Annotated in this window: 15 protein-coding genes, 1 tRNA gene and 2 pseudogenes; 9 read left to right on the top strand and 9 right to left on the bottom strand. The window is 69.8% G+C overall.

Going from position 1 to position 16653, the window contains the following annotated elements; genetic code table 11:
* The first annotated feature begins 70 nt into the window (after positions 1 to 70).
* Genes menD through H7I87_RS23365 form a run of 3 tightly spaced genes read left to right on the top strand, consistent with a single transcriptional unit; the run spans position 71 to position 3435 of the window.
* Positions 71 to 1708: a 2-succinyl-5-enolpyruvyl-6-hydroxy-3-cyclohexene-1-carboxylic-acid synthase gene (menD, locus tag H7I87_RS23375; protein ID WP_003879350.1), complete on the top strand. Its 1638-nt coding sequence runs from the start codon at positions 71 to 73 to the stop codon at positions 1706 to 1708.
* The gene (locus H7I87_RS23370; RefSeq protein WP_023862207.1) at positions 1705 to 2229 is read left to right on the top strand and encodes a DUF3592 domain-containing protein; all 525 of its coding nucleotides are present in this window, start codon (positions 1705 to 1707) and stop codon (positions 2227 to 2229) included. Before menD ends, H7I87_RS23370 begins: the two co-directional genes overlap by 4 nt.
* 51 nt (positions 2230 to 2280) lie before the next feature.
* Positions 2281 to 3435, top strand: a complete 1155-nt coding sequence (locus tag H7I87_RS23365) for a glycosyltransferase family 4 protein (protein ID WP_011726140.1) — start codon at positions 2281 to 2283, stop codon at positions 3433 to 3435.
* 16 nt (positions 3436 to 3451) lie between these two features.
* On the opposite strand, the pseudogene H7I87_RS23360 reads toward H7I87_RS23365, so the two are convergent.
* A pseudogene (locus H7I87_RS23360) lies at positions 3452 to 3655 on the bottom strand (short-chain dehydrogenase); the annotation flags it as partial.
* A 64-nt stretch (positions 3656 to 3719) separates the two neighbouring features.
* On the opposite strand from H7I87_RS23360, the gene H7I87_RS23355 reads away from it, so the two are divergent.
* Complete coding sequence (locus H7I87_RS23355; RefSeq protein WP_003879353.1) at positions 3720 to 4412, top strand: demethylmenaquinone methyltransferase; 693 nt, start codon at positions 3720 to 3722, stop codon at positions 4410 to 4412.
* Between the two features lie 7 nt (positions 4413 to 4419).
* Here H7I87_RS23355 and H7I87_RS23350 read toward each other — a convergent pair whose 3' ends face one another.
* Both H7I87_RS23350 and menJ read right to left on the bottom strand, forming a co-directional pair.
* Positions 4420 to 4824, bottom strand: a complete 405-nt coding sequence (locus tag H7I87_RS23350) for a DUF732 domain-containing protein (protein WP_003879355.1) — start codon at positions 4822 to 4824, stop codon at positions 4420 to 4422.
* 32 nt (positions 4825 to 4856) lie between these two features.
* Entirely contained in the window at positions 4857 to 6095 is a 1239-nt protein-coding gene (gene menJ / locus H7I87_RS23345; protein ID WP_031348247.1) for a menaquinone reductase MenJ, read from the bottom strand.
* A 22-nt stretch (positions 6096 to 6117) separates the two neighbouring features.
* Between menJ and grcC1 the strand changes: the two genes are divergently transcribed.
* From grcC1 to H7I87_RS23330, 3 genes are all read left to right on the top strand, one after another.
* Positions 6118 to 7125 (top strand): nonaprenyl/(2E,6E)-farnesyl/geranylgeranyl diphosphat synthase, encoded by a 1008-nt coding sequence (grcC1, locus tag H7I87_RS23340; protein WP_009979212.1) that lies wholly within the window; start codon positions 6118 to 6120, stop codon positions 7123 to 7125.
* 93 nt (positions 7126 to 7218) lie between these two features.
* Positions 7219 to 8082, top strand: a complete 864-nt coding sequence (htpX, locus tag H7I87_RS23335) for a zinc metalloprotease HtpX (protein WP_003879358.1) — start codon at positions 7219 to 7221, stop codon at positions 8080 to 8082.
* Between the two features lie 103 nt (positions 8083 to 8185).
* Positions 8186 to 8446 carry a helix-turn-helix transcriptional regulator gene (locus tag H7I87_RS23330; protein WP_003873623.1) on the top strand — a complete coding sequence of 87 codons (261 nt, stop codon included), beginning with the start codon at positions 8186 to 8188 and terminating at the stop codon, positions 8444 to 8446.
* A 17-nt stretch (positions 8447 to 8463) separates the two neighbouring features.
* Here the strand turns inward: H7I87_RS23330 and H7I87_RS23325 are convergent, their stop codons facing one another.
* The 4 genes from H7I87_RS23325 to H7I87_RS23310 all read right to left on the bottom strand — a co-directional run bounded on the left by H7I87_RS23325 (position 8464) and on the right by H7I87_RS23310 (position 13448).
* Positions 8464 to 9999: a SulP family inorganic anion transporter gene (locus tag H7I87_RS23325; protein WP_003873622.1), complete on the bottom strand. Its 1536-nt coding sequence runs from the start codon at positions 9997 to 9999 to the stop codon at positions 8464 to 8466.
* A 244-nt stretch (positions 10000 to 10243) separates the two neighbouring features.
* Positions 10244 to 11269 (bottom strand): NAD(P)H-dependent glycerol-3-phosphate dehydrogenase, encoded by a 1026-nt coding sequence (locus H7I87_RS23320; RefSeq protein WP_011726136.1) that lies wholly within the window; start codon positions 11267 to 11269, stop codon positions 10244 to 10246.
* A 68-nt stretch (positions 11270 to 11337) separates the two neighbouring features.
* Positions 11338 to 12858, bottom strand: coding sequence for a flavin-containing monooxygenase (locus tag H7I87_RS23315; RefSeq protein WP_003873620.1), 1521 nt, complete (start codon positions 12856 to 12858; stop codon positions 11338 to 11340).
* A 98-nt stretch (positions 12859 to 12956) separates the two neighbouring features.
* The gene (locus tag H7I87_RS23310) at positions 12957 to 13448 is read right to left on the bottom strand and encodes a YajQ family cyclic di-GMP-binding protein (RefSeq protein WP_003873619.1); all 492 of its coding nucleotides are present in this window, start codon (positions 13446 to 13448) and stop codon (positions 12957 to 12959) included.
* A gap of 69 nt (positions 13449 to 13517) precedes the next feature.
* Here H7I87_RS23310 and H7I87_RS23305 point away from each other — a divergent pair.
* Positions 13518 to 13601, top strand: a tRNA-Tyr gene (locus tag H7I87_RS23305).
* Positions 13602 to 13808: 207 nt separating this feature from the next.
* Here the strand turns inward: H7I87_RS23305 and H7I87_RS23300 are convergent.
* Together H7I87_RS23300 and H7I87_RS23295 are read right to left on the bottom strand one after the other, a co-directional pair.
* A pseudogene (locus H7I87_RS23300) lies at positions 13809 to 14031 on the bottom strand (hypothetical protein); the annotation flags it as partial.
* 40 nt (positions 14032 to 14071) lie between these two features.
* Positions 14072 to 15013 carry an SAM-dependent methyltransferase gene (locus H7I87_RS23295; protein WP_023862209.1) on the bottom strand — a complete coding sequence of 314 codons (942 nt, stop codon included), beginning with the start codon at positions 15011 to 15013 and terminating at the stop codon, positions 14072 to 14074.
* A 340-nt stretch (positions 15014 to 15353) separates the two neighbouring features.
* On the opposite strand from H7I87_RS23295, the gene H7I87_RS23290 reads away from it, so the two are divergent.
* Positions 15354 to 16652, top strand: a complete 1299-nt coding sequence (locus tag H7I87_RS23290) for an NRAMP family divalent metal transporter (RefSeq protein WP_003873617.1) — start codon at positions 15354 to 15356, stop codon at positions 16650 to 16652.
* Position 16653: the final 1 nt, after the last annotated feature.

Here is a 16653-nt window from a genome sequence, read left to right as displayed (position 1 = left end):
AGATCGCGCCAGCGGGCCGCAGCAACTCCACGTTGGACGCCTCATCGACCGGCTGTGACACGCTGTATGGGTGAACCCCTCGACGACCCAGGCCCGCGTCGTCGTCGACGAGCTGATCCGCGGCGGTGTCCGCGATGTGGTGCTGTGCCCCGGTTCCCGCAACGCCCCGCTGGCCTTCGCGCTGGCCGACGCCGACCGCGCCGGCCGGATCCGGCTGCACGTGCGCATCGACGAGCGCACCGCCGGCTATCTGGCCATCGGCCTGGCCATCGCGGCCGGCGCTCCGGTGTGCGTCGCGATGACCTCGGGCACCGCGGTGGCCAACCTGGGCCCGGCCGTGGTGGAGGCCAACTACGCCCGGGTGCCGCTGATCGTGCTGAGCGCCAACCGGCCCTACGAACTGCTGGGCACCGGCGCCAACCAGACCATGGAGCAGCTGGGCTACTTCGGCACCCAGGTCCGGGCCGCCATCAGCCTGGGCCTGGCCGAGGACGCCCCCGAGCGGCTGGACGCGCTCAACGCCACCTGGCGCTCGGCCACTTGCCGGGTGCTGGCGGCGGCGACCGGATCCCGTACCGCCAACGCCGGCCCGGTGCAATTCGACATCCCGCTGCGCGAGCCGCTGGTGCCCGATCCCGAGCCGCACGGCGCCCCGACCCCGGCCGGCCGCCCGGGCGGCCGGCCGTGGACCTATACCCCGCCGGTCAGCTTCGACCAGCCGCTGGACATCGATCTGTCACCGGACACCGTCGTCATTGCCGGCCACGGCGCCGGGACGCACCCCAACCTTGCCCAGCTGCCGACCGTGGCCGAGCCGACGGCACCCGCCCCGGACAACCCGCTGCACCCGCTGGCGCTGCGGTTGCTGCGCCCCAAGCAGGTGATCATGCTGGGCCGGCCCACCCTGCACCGGCCGGTGTCGGCGCTGCTGGCCGACCCGCAGGTGCCGGTGTACGCGCTGACCACCGGTCCGCGCTGGCCCGACGTGTCGGGCAACTCGCAGGCCACCGGGACCCGGGCGGTCACCACCGGGGCGCCGAGCCCGGCCTGGCTGCACCGCTGCGAACAGGCCAACCGGCACGCCGTGGCCGCCGTGCGCGGCCAGCTGGCGGCGCACCCGCTGACCACCGGCCTGCACGTGGCGGCCGCGGTGGCCGACGCGCTGCGGCCCGGCGACCAGCTGGTGCTCGGGGCGTCCAACCCGGTCCGCGACGCGGCGTTGGTCGGGCTGGACAGCCACCACATCCGGGTGCGCTCCAACCGCGGGGTGGCCGGCATCGACGGCACGGTGTCGACGGCGATCGGCGCGGCCCTGGCCCACGAGGCGGCGCACGACGGGCGCACCGTCGCGCTGATCGGCGACCTGACGTTCGTGCACGACAGCTCCGGGCTGCTGATCGGGCCGACCGAGCCCACCCCGCGCCGGCTGACGATCGTGGTGTCCAACGACAACGGCGGCGGCATCTTCGAGCTGCTCGAGCAGGGTGACCCGCGGTTCTCCGACGTGTCGTCGCGGGTCTTCGGCACCCCGCACGACGTCGACGTGGGGGCGCTGTGCCGGGCGTATCACGTCGAGAGCGCCCAGATCGAGGTCGGCGAATTGGCTGCCGCCCTCGACGAACCCGGGCCCGGGATGCGGGTGCTGGAGGTCAAGGCCGACCGCTCGTCGCTGCGGCAACTGCACGCCGCCATCAAGGCGGCGCTGTGACGATATCCCCAAAAGCATTGCTGCACATCCTGATTCACGGACGCAGCGACCCGCCGGAGACAACCCGGGGTCGGATCGCGTTGCGCTGGGCCAGGATTGCGGTGCTGATCGTCACCGGCCTGGTCACGCTGCAGTCGGTGCTGCTGGTCGCCGGGGCGTGGCGCAACGATCTGGCCATCACCCACAACATGGGGGTGGCGCAGGCCGAGGTGCTCAGTGCCGGGCCGCGCCGGTCCACCATCGAGTTCGTCACCCCCGAGCGGGTCACCTATCGCCCCGAACTCGGCGTGCTCTACCCGTCGCATCTGGCCACCGGGATGCGGATCTACGTCGAATACAACAAGAACGATCCCAACCTGGTTCGGGTGCAGCACCGCAACGCCGGGCTGGCGATCATCCCGGCCGGGTCCATCGCGGTGGTGGGCTGGCTGGGCGCGGCGGTGCTGCTGGTGCTGCTGGCCCTGGCGGACAAATGGCTGGACCGGCGCGGCAAAGGTGCCGGACCTGCAGATTTCGCATGACGTATGCCCGCAGGCAACCTTTCCGACAAGCGGCGCTGACACCGTGATGGTGTGCGCGTTGCCATCGTCGCGGAATCCTTCCTGCCGGAAGTCAACGGGGTCAGCAACTCGGTGATCCGGGTGCTCGAGCACCTGCGCCGGACCGGTCACGAGGCCCTCGTCATCGCACCCGACACCCCGCCCGGGCAGCCCCGGGCCGAACGCATCCACGACGGCATCCGCGTCCACCGGGTCCCGTCGCGGATGTTCCCGAAGGTGACCACGCTGCCGCTGGGGGTGCCCACACCGCGGTTGGTGAGCGTGCTGCGCGGATTCGACCCGCACGTGGTGCATCTGGCCTCGCCGGCGCTGCTCGGCTACGGCGGGCTGCGGGCCGCGCGCTGGCTGGGGGTGCCCACGGTCGCGGTGTATCAGACCGACGTTCCGGGTTTCGCGGCCTCCTATGGCATTCCGATGACGGCGCGGGCCGCGTGGGCGTGGTTCCGCCATCTGCACACGCTGGCCGACCGCACCCTGGCGCCGTCCACCGTGACGATGGAATCCCTTGTCGCGCACCGCTTTCCGCGGGTTCACCGGTGGGCGCGCGGTGTCGACGTGCTGCGGTTCGCGCCGTCCGCGCGCAGCGAGGCGCTGCGCCGGCGGTGGTCGCCGCAGGGCAAGCCGATCGTCGGCTTCGTCGGCCGGCTGGCGCCGGAAAAGCACGTCGAGCGCCTGGCCGGGCTGGCCGCGAGCGACGCGGTTCAGCTCGTCGTCGTGGGCGACGGCGTCGACCGCGCCAAGCTGCAATCGGCAATGCCCACAGCGGTTTTCACGGGCGCGCTGTACGGCGACGAGCTCGCCGCGGCGTACGCCAGCATGGACGTCTTCGTGCACCCCGGCGAGCACGAGACGTTTTGTCAGGTCGTGCAAGAAGCGCTGGCGTCGGGGTTGCCGGTGATCGCCCCCGACGCCGGCGGCCCACGTGACCTCGTCACCCCGTGGCGCACGGGTCTGCTGTTGGCCGTCGACGAATTCGAGACCAAGCTGCCGGCCGCCGTCGCCCATCTGATCGGCGAACGCCACCGCTACGCGCCGGCCGCCCGGCGCAGCGTGCTCGGCCGCAGCTGGCCGGTCATCTGCGACGAGCTACTCGGCCACTACGAGGCGGTGCTGTCGCCGTTCGTCCGGCGCCAGGTCCGCGCCGGGCGCTACGCGCAAGGCGAATGAGCCGGTCCGGCGCCGGTCAGCCCTGCGCCAGCTCGGCGACCGGCTGCCATTCCTCCCAGGTGCGCAGCCGGCTTTCGTAGTCGGCCTTGGCCGTCTCCAGCGGGGAGGAGCCGAAAAAGACTCGCAGCGGCGGCTTTTCGGCGTCGACCACCTTCATCAGCGCGGCCGCGGACACCCCCGGCTCGATCAGCGTGACATGCACACCGAACGGCGCGATCTCTAGCCACGCAGAGGTGCAACGCTGGCGTCGCCGCGGCATTCCCGCACCGGGTAGCGTCAAGCGGGTGAGCCGCGCGGAGTTGGACAAGAATCCCCGGGACGTCGCGTCGATGTTCGACGGCGTGGCCCGCCGGTACGACCTGACCAACACCGTGCTGTCGCTGGGTCAGGACCGGTACTGGCGCAAGGCCACCCGGTCGGCGCTGGGCATTGGACCCGGCCAGAAGGTGCTCGACCTGGCCGCGGGCACCGCGGTGTCCACCGTCGAGCTGAACAAATCCGGGGCGTGGTGCGTGGCCGCCGACTTCTCGGTCGGCATGCTGGCGGCCGGTGCCGCCCGCCGGGTGCCCAAGGTCGCCGGTGACGCCACCAGGCTGCCGTTCGCCGACGACGTATTCGACGCCGTCACAATCAGTTTCGGGCTGCGCAACGTGGTCGACACGCAGGCCGCGCTGCGCGAGATGGCCCGGGTCACCCGGCCGGGCGGGCGGCTGGTGGTGTGCGAGTTCTCCACCCCCAGCAACGCGCTGTTCGCCACCGTCTACAAGGAGTACCTGATGCGGGCGCTGCCGCGGGTGGCGCGGGCGGTGTCCAGCAACCCCGACGCCTACGTGTACCTCGCCGAGTCGATCCGAGCCTGGCCGGATCAGGCGGCGCTGGCCGACCAGATCGCCGGCGCCGGCTGGGCGGGGGTGCGCTGGCGCAATCTGACCGGCGGCATCGTCGCGCTACACGCCGCCCACCGGCCGCCGCGCTGAGCGGTGCTTACCGGCCGGCCGCCTGGACGACGTCGATGTGCTCGGGGCAGTAGTGGTCCACCGCCGCGCCGAGGAACTGCAGCGACTGGCCCTCGGAGGTGCCGCGCGGCAGGTTGCGCTGGATGAAGGTCGCGGACTGGTGGGCGTCGTGGTCGACGCCGTGGTCCAGCCGGTCGCAGGTGATCTTGCCCAGCCACGCCAACTGGTCCTGCGGCTGGTAGATGCCGAAGCCGTTGACGGTGTTCTTGAACGGCGCGTCGTAGTCGCTCGGCGGCGACGGTGTCCGCGGCGTCGGGTAGGGCGCCGTCGGCGGGGGATCCGCCTGCGCGGGCGCGGACAGCTGCGCGGGCGCGGCCAGCGCGAAAGCAGCAACGGCGGCGGCACCGATAGTAGCCAGCATCGTTCCCTTCATTAGCCGGACTATACACGCCTGGACAGGGTCGTTCAGCTGAACGGTGCCCGCCGATCGATCAGCCGCGACAGCCGCCCGGCGCCCCGCCACGCCCGCGCCACCCAGTCCGCGTCGTCGTCGGTGACCAGGTTGGCCATCACCCGCACCGCGATCCTCATCAGCGTCGTGGAACGCATCGCGACCGGCCCCGTCGCGGGCAGGAACCGCTGGTAGGTCAGCAGCAACGCCAGCCGGCGCGCCACCGAGAAGCCGCGCGCGTAGTGCTCCCGCAGCAGCGCCGGCCACTCCTGCGACAGGTCCGGGCACCCCAGCAGGCCCGCGGCCAGCCGTCCCGTCTCCATCCCGTAGTCGATGCCCTCGCCGTTGAGCGGGTTCACACAGGCCGCCGCGTCGCCGATCAGCATCCAGTTGGGCCCGGCCACCCCGGACACCGCGCCGCCCATCGGCAGCAGCGCCGAAGCGACCGCCCGGGGTCTGCCGACGAAGCCCCACTCGTCGCGGCGCAGGTCCGTGTAGTGGTCGATCAGCGGCCGCAGCGCCAGCTCGGCCGGTCGCCTCGACGTCGACAGCGCCCCGACGCCGATGTTCACCTCGCCGTTGCCGAGCGGGAAGATCCAGCCGTAGCCGGGCAGCACCTTGTCCCGGGCGCCGTCGGGTCCGCGCAGTTCCAGGTGCGACGTCAGCCACGGGTCGTCGGCGCGCGGGGTGCTCAGGTAGCCGCGGGCGGCCACGCCGTACACCGTCTCCTGATGCCAGCGCCGGCCCAGCGTGCGGCCCAGCGACGAACGCGCCCCGTCGGCCACGATCAGCTGACGGCATTGCACCCCGGTGCCGTCGGCCAACATCAGCGACGTCACCGCGGCCGACGAGTCACGCTGCACACCAACGGCTTTGGTTCCCAGCAACATCCGCGCCCCGGAATCCTCGGCGACCCTGCGGATCCGGTCGTCCAACTCCGTGCGGGCCACCGCGCTGCCGGTGGACGGGAACGACGGGCCGGGCCAGTCGACCTGCACCTGGGCGCCGAACCCGCTCATCCGCAGCCCCCGGTGCCGGATGCGGCTGTCCAGCCAGCCGCCCAGGCCCAGGCGTTCGCACTCGGCGACGGCACGCGGGGTCAGCCCGTCGCCGCAGGCCTTGTCGCGGGGAAAGCGCGCCGCATCGACGACCAGCACGTCATGCCCCGCGCGCGCGGCCCACGCCGCCGCGGCGGATCCAGCGGGCCCGGCGCCCACCACCACCAGATCGGCTCGGGTCGCTGCCGTCGTCATGCACACCAGTATGTTTGGTCGGGTGAATACTCCGGCGACGGTGGTGGCGGGCGTGGATTTCGGTGACCCGGCTTTCGCGGCGACCGTGCGCGACGGCGTCGGGCGCATCGAGCAGCTCATGGACACCGAGCTGCGCAGCGCCGACGACATCATGACCGAGTTGCTGACCCATCTGTTCAAGGCCGGCGGCAAGCGGTTCCGCCCGCTGTTCACCGTGCTGTCCGCGCAGATCGGCCCCGACCCCGACGCCGCCGAGGTGACCATCGCCGGCGCCGTCATCGAGCTGGTGCACCTGGCCACGCTCTACCACGACGACGTGATGGACGAGGCGGAGGTGCGCCGCGGCACCCCCACCGCCAACGTGCGCTGGGGCAACAACGTCGCGATCCTGGCCGGGGACTATCTGTTCGCCACGGCGTCGCGGCTGGTGTCGCGGCTGGGCCCGGAGGCGGTGCAGCTGATCGCCGAGACGTTCGCCCAGCTGGTGACCGGGCAGATGCGCGAGACCCGCGGCCGCAAGGAGGGATCGGATCCGATCGAGCACTACCTGAAGGTGGTGTACGAGAAGACGGCGTGCCTGATCGCCGCGGCGGGCCGGTTCGGGGCCATGTTCTCCGGGGCCGACGCCGATCAGGTCGAGCGGCTGAGCCGGCTGGGCGGCATCGTGGGCACCGCGTTCCAGATCTCCGACGACATCATCGACATCGACAGCGACTCGCACGAATCCGGCAAGCTGCCCGGCACCGACGTGCGCGAAGGCGTGCACACCCTGCCGATGGTCTACGCGCTGCGCGAACCCGGGCCGGACGCGGCGCGGCTGCGCGAGTTGCTGGTCGGGCCGATCGACGACGACGAGGTGGTGGCCGAGGCGTTGACGCTGCTGCGGGCGTCGCCGGGCATGGCCAAGGCCAAGCAGTCGCTGCGCGAGTACGCGGCGCAGGCGCATCGGGAGCTGGACCAGCTGCCCGACGTCCCGGGCCGGCGCGCGCTGCAAACACTGGTCGACTTCACCATCAGCCGGCACGGCTAGCGCGTCGCGGAACCAACCGGGCCGTCTCGAGCGTTCAATTAGCGCAAGTCAGCAAGAGCGCGTGTGTGCCCGTGCACTGCGAGGAGGACAGCGATGACCTGGCATCCGCATGCCAACAGGTTCAAGACGTTCGCCCTGTTGGTCGGCATGTCCGCGTTGATCGTGTTCGTGGGGTCGTTGTTCGGCAGGACCGCGATGTTCTTCGCGGTGCTGTTCGCCATCGGCATGAACGTCTACACCTACTACAACAGCGACAAGCTGGCGCTGCGCGCCATGCACGCGCAGCCGGTCTCCGAGCTGCAGGCGCCGGCGATGTACCGGATCGTGCGCGAGCTGGCCACCGCCGCGCACCAGCCGATGCCCCGGCTCTACATCAGCGACACCAACGCGCCCAACGCGTTTGCCACCGGCCGCAACCCGCGCAACGCCGCGGTCTGCTGCACCACCGGCATCCTGGGCATCCTCAACGAGCGTGAGCTGCGCGCCGTGCTGGGACACGAGCTGTCCCACGTCTACAACCGCGACATCCTGATCTCGTGCATCGCCGGCGCGATGGCGTCGGTGATCACCGCGCTGGCCAACATGGCCATGTTCGCCGGCATGTTCGGCGGCAACGACCGCGACGGCGAGAATCCCTTTGCGCTGCTGCTGGTTTCGCTGCTGGGCCCGATCGCGGCCACCGTGGTGCGGCTGGCGGTGTCCCGGTCGCGCGAATACCAGGCCGACGAGTCGGGCGCGGTGCTGACCGGCGACCCGTTGGCCCTGGCGTCGGCGCTGCGCAAGATCTCCGGCGGGGTGCAGGCGGCGCCGCTGCCGCCCGAGCCGCAGCTGGCCAGCCAGGCGCACCTGATGATCGCCAACCCGTTCCGGGCCGGTGAACGGATCGGCTCGCTGTTCTCCACGCACCCGCCGATCGAGGACCGGATCCGCCGCCTGGAATCCATGGCGGGGCGCTGACGTCGGCCGCGCGTGCCCGCCGGTCATGCGCGGGCAATCGCTGCGCCCGCCGCCACCACGGCAGTAGCATCGGGGATGTATGCGGTCCTCGAGCTGGCCGTTGATGGAAGCGGTGATGGCGATGCCGGACTCTGACTCACTGGACATTCACGAGGCCGGGCTGGCGCTGGATCTGCCCGACCTGATCTTCGAGACACGCGCCGGCGCGGGCATGAACCAGGCCGCGCTGGCGCAGGCGCTGGGTGTTCCCCGGGCGAGCGTCGCCGCGTGGGAGAGCGGGACCGAGGTGCCGCGGGTCGATATGCTGCAACGGCTGGCGCAGGTGTGCGGCAAGCGATTGCACATCAGGATCGACGTCGACTGATCGACGGGCCGGGCCAATTACGCTGCAGCGCCGGGCATTTCGGCTTCCACCTGCGGTTCGTCGCGGCGGCCCGTCGCCACCACGGCGCCCTCGATGCGCACCGTGCCGCCCGTCGCCTCCTGCTGGCGCTGCCAATCGGTGATCGCTTGGTGGGCGGCGTGATCGAGGTAGTGCACCGCGATGGCCACCGTCACCGTCGCGCCCCGCGGCACCGACGCCAGCACCCGGGTCAGCCTCGGCAGCGCCAGGAAGGTGCACGCCGCGCCCTCGATCGTCACCCGCCACTCGCCGTCGAGCTGGGCGGCCTCGATCTTGGCCCGGATCACCCGCCAGCCGGTCAGCGCGATGGCCAGCGCCAGCCCGATCATCACCCCGTGCAGCAGGTTGAGGAAGATGACGCTGACGGCCGTCACCACGTACACCGCGAGATCGCCGTGCTTCATTGCGGTTTCGATGTGCGCCGGCTTGAGCAGCTGGATGCCGATGACGATGAGCAGCCCGGCCAGGGCGGCCGTGGGGATCTCGTCGACCAGCCCGGCGAACGGAATGGTGAACAGCAGGATCCACACGCCGTGCATGATCGCCGAGGCGCGGGATCGGGCGCCCGCGTTGACGTTGGTCGAGCTGCGCACGATGACCCCGGTGACCGGCAGCCCGCCGACGGCGCCGGAGATCATGTTGGCCGCGCCCTGTCCCACCAATTCGCGGTTGAAGTCGGTGCGCGGCCCGTTGTGCATCCGGTCGACCGACACCGCGGACAGCAGGCTCTCGACGCTGGCGATCAGCGCGACGGTGATCACCCCGACGGCGACACCGCTCCAGTTGCCGTGCGGCAGGTCGGGCAGCTGCAGCGCATCCAGCGGCGACCCGTCGAGGTCGATCCGGCGCACGTGAAAGGGAAAGACCACCGAGATCACCGTCACCGCCACGATGGCGACCAGCGGGCCGGGAACGCGGCGCACCTTGGCGGGAACCCAGCGCCAGGCGACCAGGATGACGATCACCAGCACGCCCAGCAGCACCCCGGGCCGGTGCGCGCCGATGATCTGCCCCGGCAGGCCGATCAGGTTGTGCCAGGCCGTGCTCTTGGATTTCCCGCCCAGCAGCACGTGCGTCTGCTGCAGGGCGATGGTGATCCCGATGCCGGCCAGCATGGCGTGCACCACCACCGGCGAGATCGCCAGGGCGGCGCGCGCCACCCGGCTGAGCCCCAACAGAACCTGCACGGCTCCGGCCGCGACGGTGATGAAACAGGTGACGCCCCAACCGAAGTCGGAGACCAGACCGGCGACCACGACGGTCAGCCCGGCCGCCGGGCCGCTGACTTGCAGCGGCGATCCGCCCAGGGCGCCGACGACGATTCCGCCGACGATGGCCGCGATCAGACCGGCCAGCACCGGGGCGTTGGACGCGATCGCGATGCCCAGCGACAGCGGCAGCGCCACCAGGAACACCACCAGCGAGGAGGGCAGGTCGTGCCGGATGACGCCGCGCAACCGCTCGGCGCGCGACGCGGTGGGCAGGGCATCGTCCGCCCGTTGAATGTCTTGCATCGGTCCCGTCCCTCGTTAGGAGTTTGCGGGGGATGTTCCGATATGCGCCCCGTCTTGCGGCCAGTTACGTCGTCGTAACGGGTTGGCGTGCAGCGGATTACAGCCGGATGACCCGCGGGAGCGCACCGGAGAACCACTGGCTACCTGGACTGACGGTATTTTGCTGGCAAACACCGGTCAAGCCGACGTGACCGGCCCATAGAGAACGCAAAGATTTGAATTCGGCCAGCGCGCGACGCCCAGGTCAGAAGCCGGAGCCGTGCACCTCGTGGCCGGGAACCTCGGCGATCAGCCCCCGATAGGCCTGCTCGACCGTCGAGCCGTGGTTGATCACCGCATCGACTTCGCGGGCGATCGGCATGGTCAGGCCGAACTCGTTGGCGAACTCCATGATCACGCTGGCCGCTTTGACGCCCTCGGCGACCTGGTTCATCGACGCGATGATCTCGTCGATCGGTTTGCCGGCGCCCAGTTGTTCGCCGACGTGCCGGTTGCGGCTGCGCTGGCTGGTGCAGGTGACGATGAGGTCGCCGAGTCCGGCCAGTCCCGGGAAGGTGTCGGGGCTGCCGCCCATCGCCACCCCCAGCTTGGTCATCTCGCGCAGCGCGCGGGCGATCACCAGCGCGCGGGTGTTCTCGCCGATGCCCAGCGAATACCCCATGCCCACGGCGATGGCGAACACGTTCTTCAGCGCCCCGGCCATCTCCGCCCCGACGACGTCGTCGGTGGTGTAGACGCGGAACCGCCGGGTGCGGAACAGCCCGGACAGCCGGGTCGCCAGATGCTGGTCGGGCATCGCCAGCACCGCCGCGGCGGCGTAGCCCTCGGCCACCTCGCGCGCGATGTTCGGCCCGGCCAGGATGCCCGCCGGATGACCGGGCAGCACCTCCTCGACGATCTGCGACATCCGCATGTTGGTGCCCTGCTCGAGCCCTTTGACCAAGGACACCACCGGCACCCACGGCCGCAATTCCCGCGCCAGTTCGGTGAGTACGCCGCGAAAGCCGTGCGAGGGGACCCCCATCACCACCACGTCGGCGGTGTTGGCCGCCTCGCAGAAATCGGTGGTGGCGCGCAGCGTGTCGCTCAGCACCACGTCGTTGCCCAGATAGCGGCTGTTGCGGTGGTTCTCGTTGATGTCGTCGGCGGTCTCCCGCGAGCGCACCCACTGCAGCGTCGGCCCGCGGCGCGCACAGATCGACGCCACGGTGGTGCCCCAGGAGCCGCCTCCGAGCACAACGACTTTGGGTTCACGCATCTGAGCTGCCATGGCGATCAGCGTATTGCCGACATCTGAGTTTTAGAAGGAATTCACCAACTCGCCCCGGCGCCCGCCGATCAGCCGGCCAGCGCAGCCCGGTCGGCGGCCCGGCCGAACACCATCGCCTCTTCGATGCGGTCGAAGCGGTAGTCGATGGCGTCGGCGAGGTAGTTCTGCCGAACGTTCCACGGCCGCTTGGTGCCCGACTTCGGCAGCGCGTGCACCGAGCGCAGCACATACCCGGCGTTGATGTCCCACGACGGCTTCTCGGTCATCGGCTCGTTGCCGCGATGTGGGTAGGCGTGCGTGTAGCCGTGAGTCGTCATGTGCTCCAACAGTTTTGCCGTCGCCCGGGCGGTGATGTCGGCCCGCAGCGTCCACGACGCGTTGGTGTAGCCCACACACCAGAACAGGTTGGGCACGTCTTCGAGCATGTGCGCCTTGTAGACGAACCGGTCGTTGGTCTTGATCTCGTTGCCGTCCAGGCTGATCGTGGCCCCGCCGAGGGCCTGCAATTGCAGGCCGGTGGCGGTGATGATGATGTCGGCGTCCAGGTGGGCACCGGACCGCAGCGCGATGCCGGTGGCGTCGAAGTGGTCGATGTGGTCGGTGACCACGTCGGCGCGCCCGGCGGTGATGGCGTTGTACAGGTCGGCGTCGGGGATCAGGCACATCCGCTGGTCCCACGGGTTGTAGCGCGGCTTGAAGTGAATGTCGACGGCGTAGCCGGGGGGCAGGCTGTTGATCGCCTTGCGGCGCAGCAGCCAGCGCACCAACCGCGGCGCCTTGCGGGACAGCGCGAAGAACACCGCCTCGGTCAGCGCGCTGTACATCCGGATAACGAGGTGAGCGGGCTTGCGGGGCAACACTTTTCGCGCCACCGCGGCGACCTTGCCGTACTTGGACGCCGAGATCAGGTAGGTGGGCGAGCGTTGCAGCATGGTCACCTTGGCGGCGCGGTCGCTCAACGACGGCAGCAGCGTGACCGCGGTCGCCCCGCTGCCGATCACCACCACCTTCTTGCCCGTGTAGTCGAGGTCCTCGGGCCAGTGCTGGGGGTGCACCACGGTGCCGGTGAACTCCTCGATGCCCGGGAAGTCGGGGGTGTAGCCCTCGTCGTAGTTGTAGTAGCCGCTGCCGAAGAACAGGAAGCGAGCGCGGTAGAGCTTGCGTTCGCCGTCCCGCGCCCCGTCTTCGACGGTGACGGTCCAGGTGTCGCTGGTCGAGTCCCAGTCCGCCGAGCGCACGTAGCTGTTGAACCGGATGTGGCGGTCGATGCCGTACTTGTGCGCGGTGGCGGTGAGGTACTCGCGGATGTGCACCCCGTCGGCCACGCCCTCTTTGCGGGTCCACGGCTCGAACGGGAAGGACAGCGTGAAGATGCTGCTGTCCGAGCGCACACCGGGGTAGCGGAACAGGTCCCACGTCCCGCCGATCCGCGCGCGCCGCTCCAGGATCGCGTAGCTCAGCTGCGGATTGCGCTCGGTGATCCGGTAGGCCGCGTCGATGCCGGAGATCCCGGCGCCGACGATCAGGACGTCGAAATAGTCGGCCTCGGCCGCGCCGTGGTCGGCGGCTTCCTGGGGAGTCACGGTCATCGCGAACCTCGCTCGAATTGTGGGACTGGTCACCAGGGTAGAGACCCACCGGTTGGTTGGGCTAGTGAACGGCCGCGCTCACGTTCGTGCGCCGGGAATCACCGGTAGTTGACGAACTGCAGCGCCACGTCCAGGTCGGCCTGCTTGAGCATCGCGATGACGGCCTGCAGGTCGTCGCGCTTTTTGCTGCTCACCCGGATCTCGTCGCCCTGGATCTGGGTTTTGACGCCCTTGGGGCCCTCGTCGCGGATCAGCTTGGTGATCTTCTTTGCGCTCTCGCTGCTGATGCCCTGCTTGAGGGTGCCGTTGACCTTATAGGTCTTGCCGGAGGCCTGGGGTTCGCCGGCGTCGAAGGCCTTCATGGAGATGTCGCGGCGGATCAGCTTCTCCTTGAAGACGTCGACGGCCGCCTTGACGCGTTCCTCGGTGGACGACGTCAGCTCGATAGCCTCGTCGCCCTTCCAGGCGATGGTGGTGTCGGTGCCGCGGAAGTCGAAGCGGGTGGCCAGCTCCTTGGCGGCCTGGTTGAGCGCGTTGTCGACCTCCTGGCGGTCCACTTTGCTGACGATGTCGAACGATGAGTCCGCCATGCATTCCGTCCTTTCATCGAGTGACAGGCGTTTGTGCTTTGTCTACTCGCTCGTTGTAACCTGTCTGGCGGCAGGTTGCCCGAGCGGCCAATGGGAGCGGACTGTAAATCCGTCGCGAAAGCTTCACAGGTTCGAATCCTGTACCTGCCACCACAGGGTCAGAGCGTATTTCTGGCCGCGCCGCGGAGCCGTGAGGCGCTGACCGTCCGCAGAAGTTCTGGCGGCGGCCTCGACAGCGCTGGCTACGGCGTCCCACCCATCAGGGTCGGCGGATCGTCACGATGCCGCGCTCGTGGCCGGCCACCCCGGAGAAGGCGGCAGCGTGGGGAAGTCGGTGCGGGGATATTCGCCTCGTTGGAGGTCGGGTGATCGAGTTCAGGACGCCGTTGACGCGGGAGGCGGCCCCCTTGTCACCCGCCAGGGCATCGGTGACGTCTTGTCTTGCCTGGTCGGGTGTTTCGGCTTCATGGGCGTCTGCACCGAAGGTCGATGTGGGGTCGTACCCGTCGTTGGCCAGATTGGTCTGCGCATGACGGAGTGTGCTCGAATAGCTGTCGCGGGTGGCATGCAGCTGGTTGAGAGCTACAAGGAGCAATTGTCAAATCCTGTGAACGGGAGCGCCGCTAACGCTGCCGGCCTGTGCCCAGCGTCGACGTGTAGTAGGTGACGCCATTCATCGTCTGTCGATCATCGTCGGCACGCGCGATCGCCGGCAACCCGTGGTCGGCTAGCAGCTCGGCCATCGGCGTTGCGACCGTCGTCCAGCCGAGCGCCTGCAGGTACGTGCCGACGTCGTGGCGCTCACCCGCAAATGAGATCACGTCGACGTCGAGTTCGAAGCCGTGGTCGCGCCACTTGGCCGTCGCCGCGCGCATCCGTTCGCGCGCTGCGTGGGGGTCCATGTCGGCGGTATTCGGCACAGCCTCACTCCCGAGTCGGCTGCCTGGCGTGCTCAGCGCGGTGACGGCATCGAGCAGCCCATCTTGGGCCTCGGGTGCCAGGTAGCCGAACAGACCTTCGGCGATCCACGCCGTGGGTTTACTGCTGTCCAAACCCGCCGTCGCGAGTGCCGTCGACCAATCGTCGCGCAGGTCGACCGCGACCGTGCGCAAGTCGGCTTTTGGCTCGGCTCCCAGCCTGGCCAGTGTCGTGGTTTTGAACTCGATGACGGCCGGTTGGTCGATCTCGAAAACCGTCATCCCTGCGGGCCAGTCCAGTCGATAGGCGCGGGTGTCCAGCCCCGAGGCGAGGATGACGGCTTGGCGGATGCCCGCCGCTGCGGCATCGGCATAGAACTCGTCGAAGTACCGGGTGCGGGCCGCAATCGATGCAGGCATCTGCGCCAAGCCCCATGGGCTGCCTTCGACGTCGACATCCGAGGCGACCAGCTCACCGATAGCCCAACGGGTCAAAAAATTCACACCGACCGCCCGCACCAACGGCTCGGCGAATGGATCGTTGATGATCCCATCCCGGGTGGCGATGGCCCTTGCCGCCGCCGCCATCGTGGCCGTCGTTCCCACGCTGGTGGCCGGACCCCAGGTGTCGTCGTTGGGTACCGTCATCGTCAACCTCCGAAAGTCGCCTGGATGCGGTGCAACCCGTTGTGGTCCTGATGCACCCGCGCAGAGCCCAAGGTATCGGGCCGCAATCCCGAATCGGCCTTGTGATGGACGGGGCCGGCGTCACCGTATTCGTTGCGTGACCTCCAAACCCGAAGAGCGCGGGAAACCTGGTGATCTCCGGCTACACCGGTTGCCGGCTGCCCCGCGACACGAAATGGGGCCCGACTCCTCCGCCGTGCCGGCGCTTCCCGGGAAAGCTCCGTCGGTTAGGTAAACCTTGGCTATCATCCACGGGGCGGATCGCGGCGCGCGGCCGCAGTCCTGGGAGGAAGTGGCAACGGTGACCGAGACAACCACGCAGCCGGTGGCCGACGCCGTCGCGGATCGGCCGTCGGTGTCATTGCGGACCCGTGGCCGCTGGCTGCGGTGGGGGCTGTTGTCGGTATGGGGTCCCGGCCTGGTCGTGATGCTGGCCGACACCGACGCCGGCTCGCTGATCACCGCCTCCCAGTCCGGCGCCCAGTGGGGTTACCGGATGGTGCTGCCGCAGCTGATCCTGATGCCGGTGCTCTACGTCGTGCAGGAGATGACGGTGCGGTTGGGCATCGTCACCGGGCGCGGCCACGGCTCGCTGATCCGGGAGCGGTTCGGCCGCGGCTGGGCGTGGCTGTCGGCGTTCACCCTGTTCGCCTCGGCGATCGGGGCGCTGCTGACCGAGTTCGCCGGCGTCGCCGGGGTGGGCGAACTCTTCGGTGTCTCACGCTGGGTGAGCATCCCGGTCGCGACCATCGCGCTGCTGGCGCTGGCGCTCACCGGCAGCTACCGGCGCGTCGAGCGGATCGGCCTGGCCGTCGGCGCGGCCGAACTGGCCTTCTTGGTGGCCATGGTGATGGCCCGGCCCGACCCGGGTGCGCTGGCGCATGGCCTGACGTCGATGCCGTTGGGCGACTCGTCGTATCTGCTGCTGATCGCGGCCAACGTGGGCGCGGTGATCATGCCGTGGATGATCTTCTACCAGCAGGGCGCGGTGGTCGATAAACACCTGTCGGAGAGCACGATTCGGCAGGCCCGCTACGACACCGCGTTCGGTGCGGTGCTGACCCAGCTGATCATGATCGCGGTGGTGATCACCATGGCCTCCACCATCGGCCGGCACGGCGACGGTGCCCCGCTGGAGACCGTGGGCCAGATCGCCCAGTCGCTGACGCCCTACCTGGGCCACGTCGGCGGCACGGTGCTGTTCGGCCTGGGCATGCTGGGTGCGGCGCTGGTGGCCGCGATCGTGGCGTCGCTGGCCGGTGCGTGGGGACTCGCGGAGGTGTTCGGCTGGAAGCACACGCTCAACCAGCGGCCCAACCGCGCCACCGCGAAGTTCTACCTCACCTATTCGCTGGCCCACATCGTGGGCGCGGTGCTGGTGCTGGCCAGCGTCGACCTGGTCAACCTGGCGGTCGACGTCGAGATCATGAACGCGTTGCTGCTGCCCATCGTGCTGGGCCTGCTGCTGGCGCTGGAAGCCCGGGCGCTGCCCGAGCAGTGGCGCATGCGTGGCCTGCACAAGCATGTCACCCGCGCGCTGTGCCTGGTGACCATTGGCTTCGGCCTGTACATGGTGCCGCAGGCGCTCGGCTGGGCCTGAG

Source organism: Mycobacterium timonense, from assembly GCF_025821985.1.
Classification (GTDB): domain Bacteria; phylum Actinomycetota; class Actinomycetes; order Mycobacteriales; family Mycobacteriaceae; genus Mycobacterium; species Mycobacterium avium.
Note: the sequence above shows the minus strand (reverse complement) of the source record. Positions and strands in the feature narration are given on the sequence as shown.

What these genes read in the sequence shown, in the direction of transcription:
- H7I87_RS23325 (WP_003873622.1), bottom strand. Translation starts at nt 9,999, where the DNA reads ATGCAAGACATTCAACGGGCGGACGATGCCCTGCCCACCGCGTCGCGC.
- H7I87_RS23320 (WP_011726136.1), bottom strand. Translation starts at nt 11,269, where the DNA reads ATGGCAGCTCAGATGCGTGAACCCAAAGTCGTTGTGCTCGGAGGCGGC.
- H7I87_RS23295 (WP_023862209.1), bottom strand. Translation starts at nt 15,013, where the DNA reads ATGACGGTACCCAACGACGACACCTGGGGTCCGGCCACCAGCGTGGGA.
- H7I87_RS23310 (WP_003873619.1), bottom strand. Translation starts at nt 13,448, where the DNA reads ATGGCGGACTCATCGTTCGACATCGTCAGCAAAGTGGACCGCCAGGAG.
- H7I87_RS23350 (WP_003879355.1), bottom strand. Translation starts at nt 4,824, where the DNA reads ATGAAGGGAACGATGCTGGCTACTATCGGTGCCGCCGCCGTTGCTGCT.
- H7I87_RS23315 (WP_003873620.1), bottom strand. Translation starts at nt 12,858, where the DNA reads ATGACCGTGACTCCCCAGGAAGCCGCCGACCACGGCGCGGCCGAGGCC.
- menJ (WP_031348247.1), bottom strand. Translation starts at nt 6,095, where the DNA reads ATGACGACGGCAGCGACCCGAGCCGATCTGGTGGTGGTGGGCGCCGGG.
- H7I87_RS23330 (WP_003873623.1), top strand. Translation starts at nt 8,186, where the DNA reads ATGGAAGCGGTGATGGCGATGCCGGACTCTGACTCACTGGACATTCAC.
- htpX (WP_003879358.1), top strand. Translation starts at nt 7,219, where the DNA reads ATGACCTGGCATCCGCATGCCAACAGGTTCAAGACGTTCGCCCTGTTG.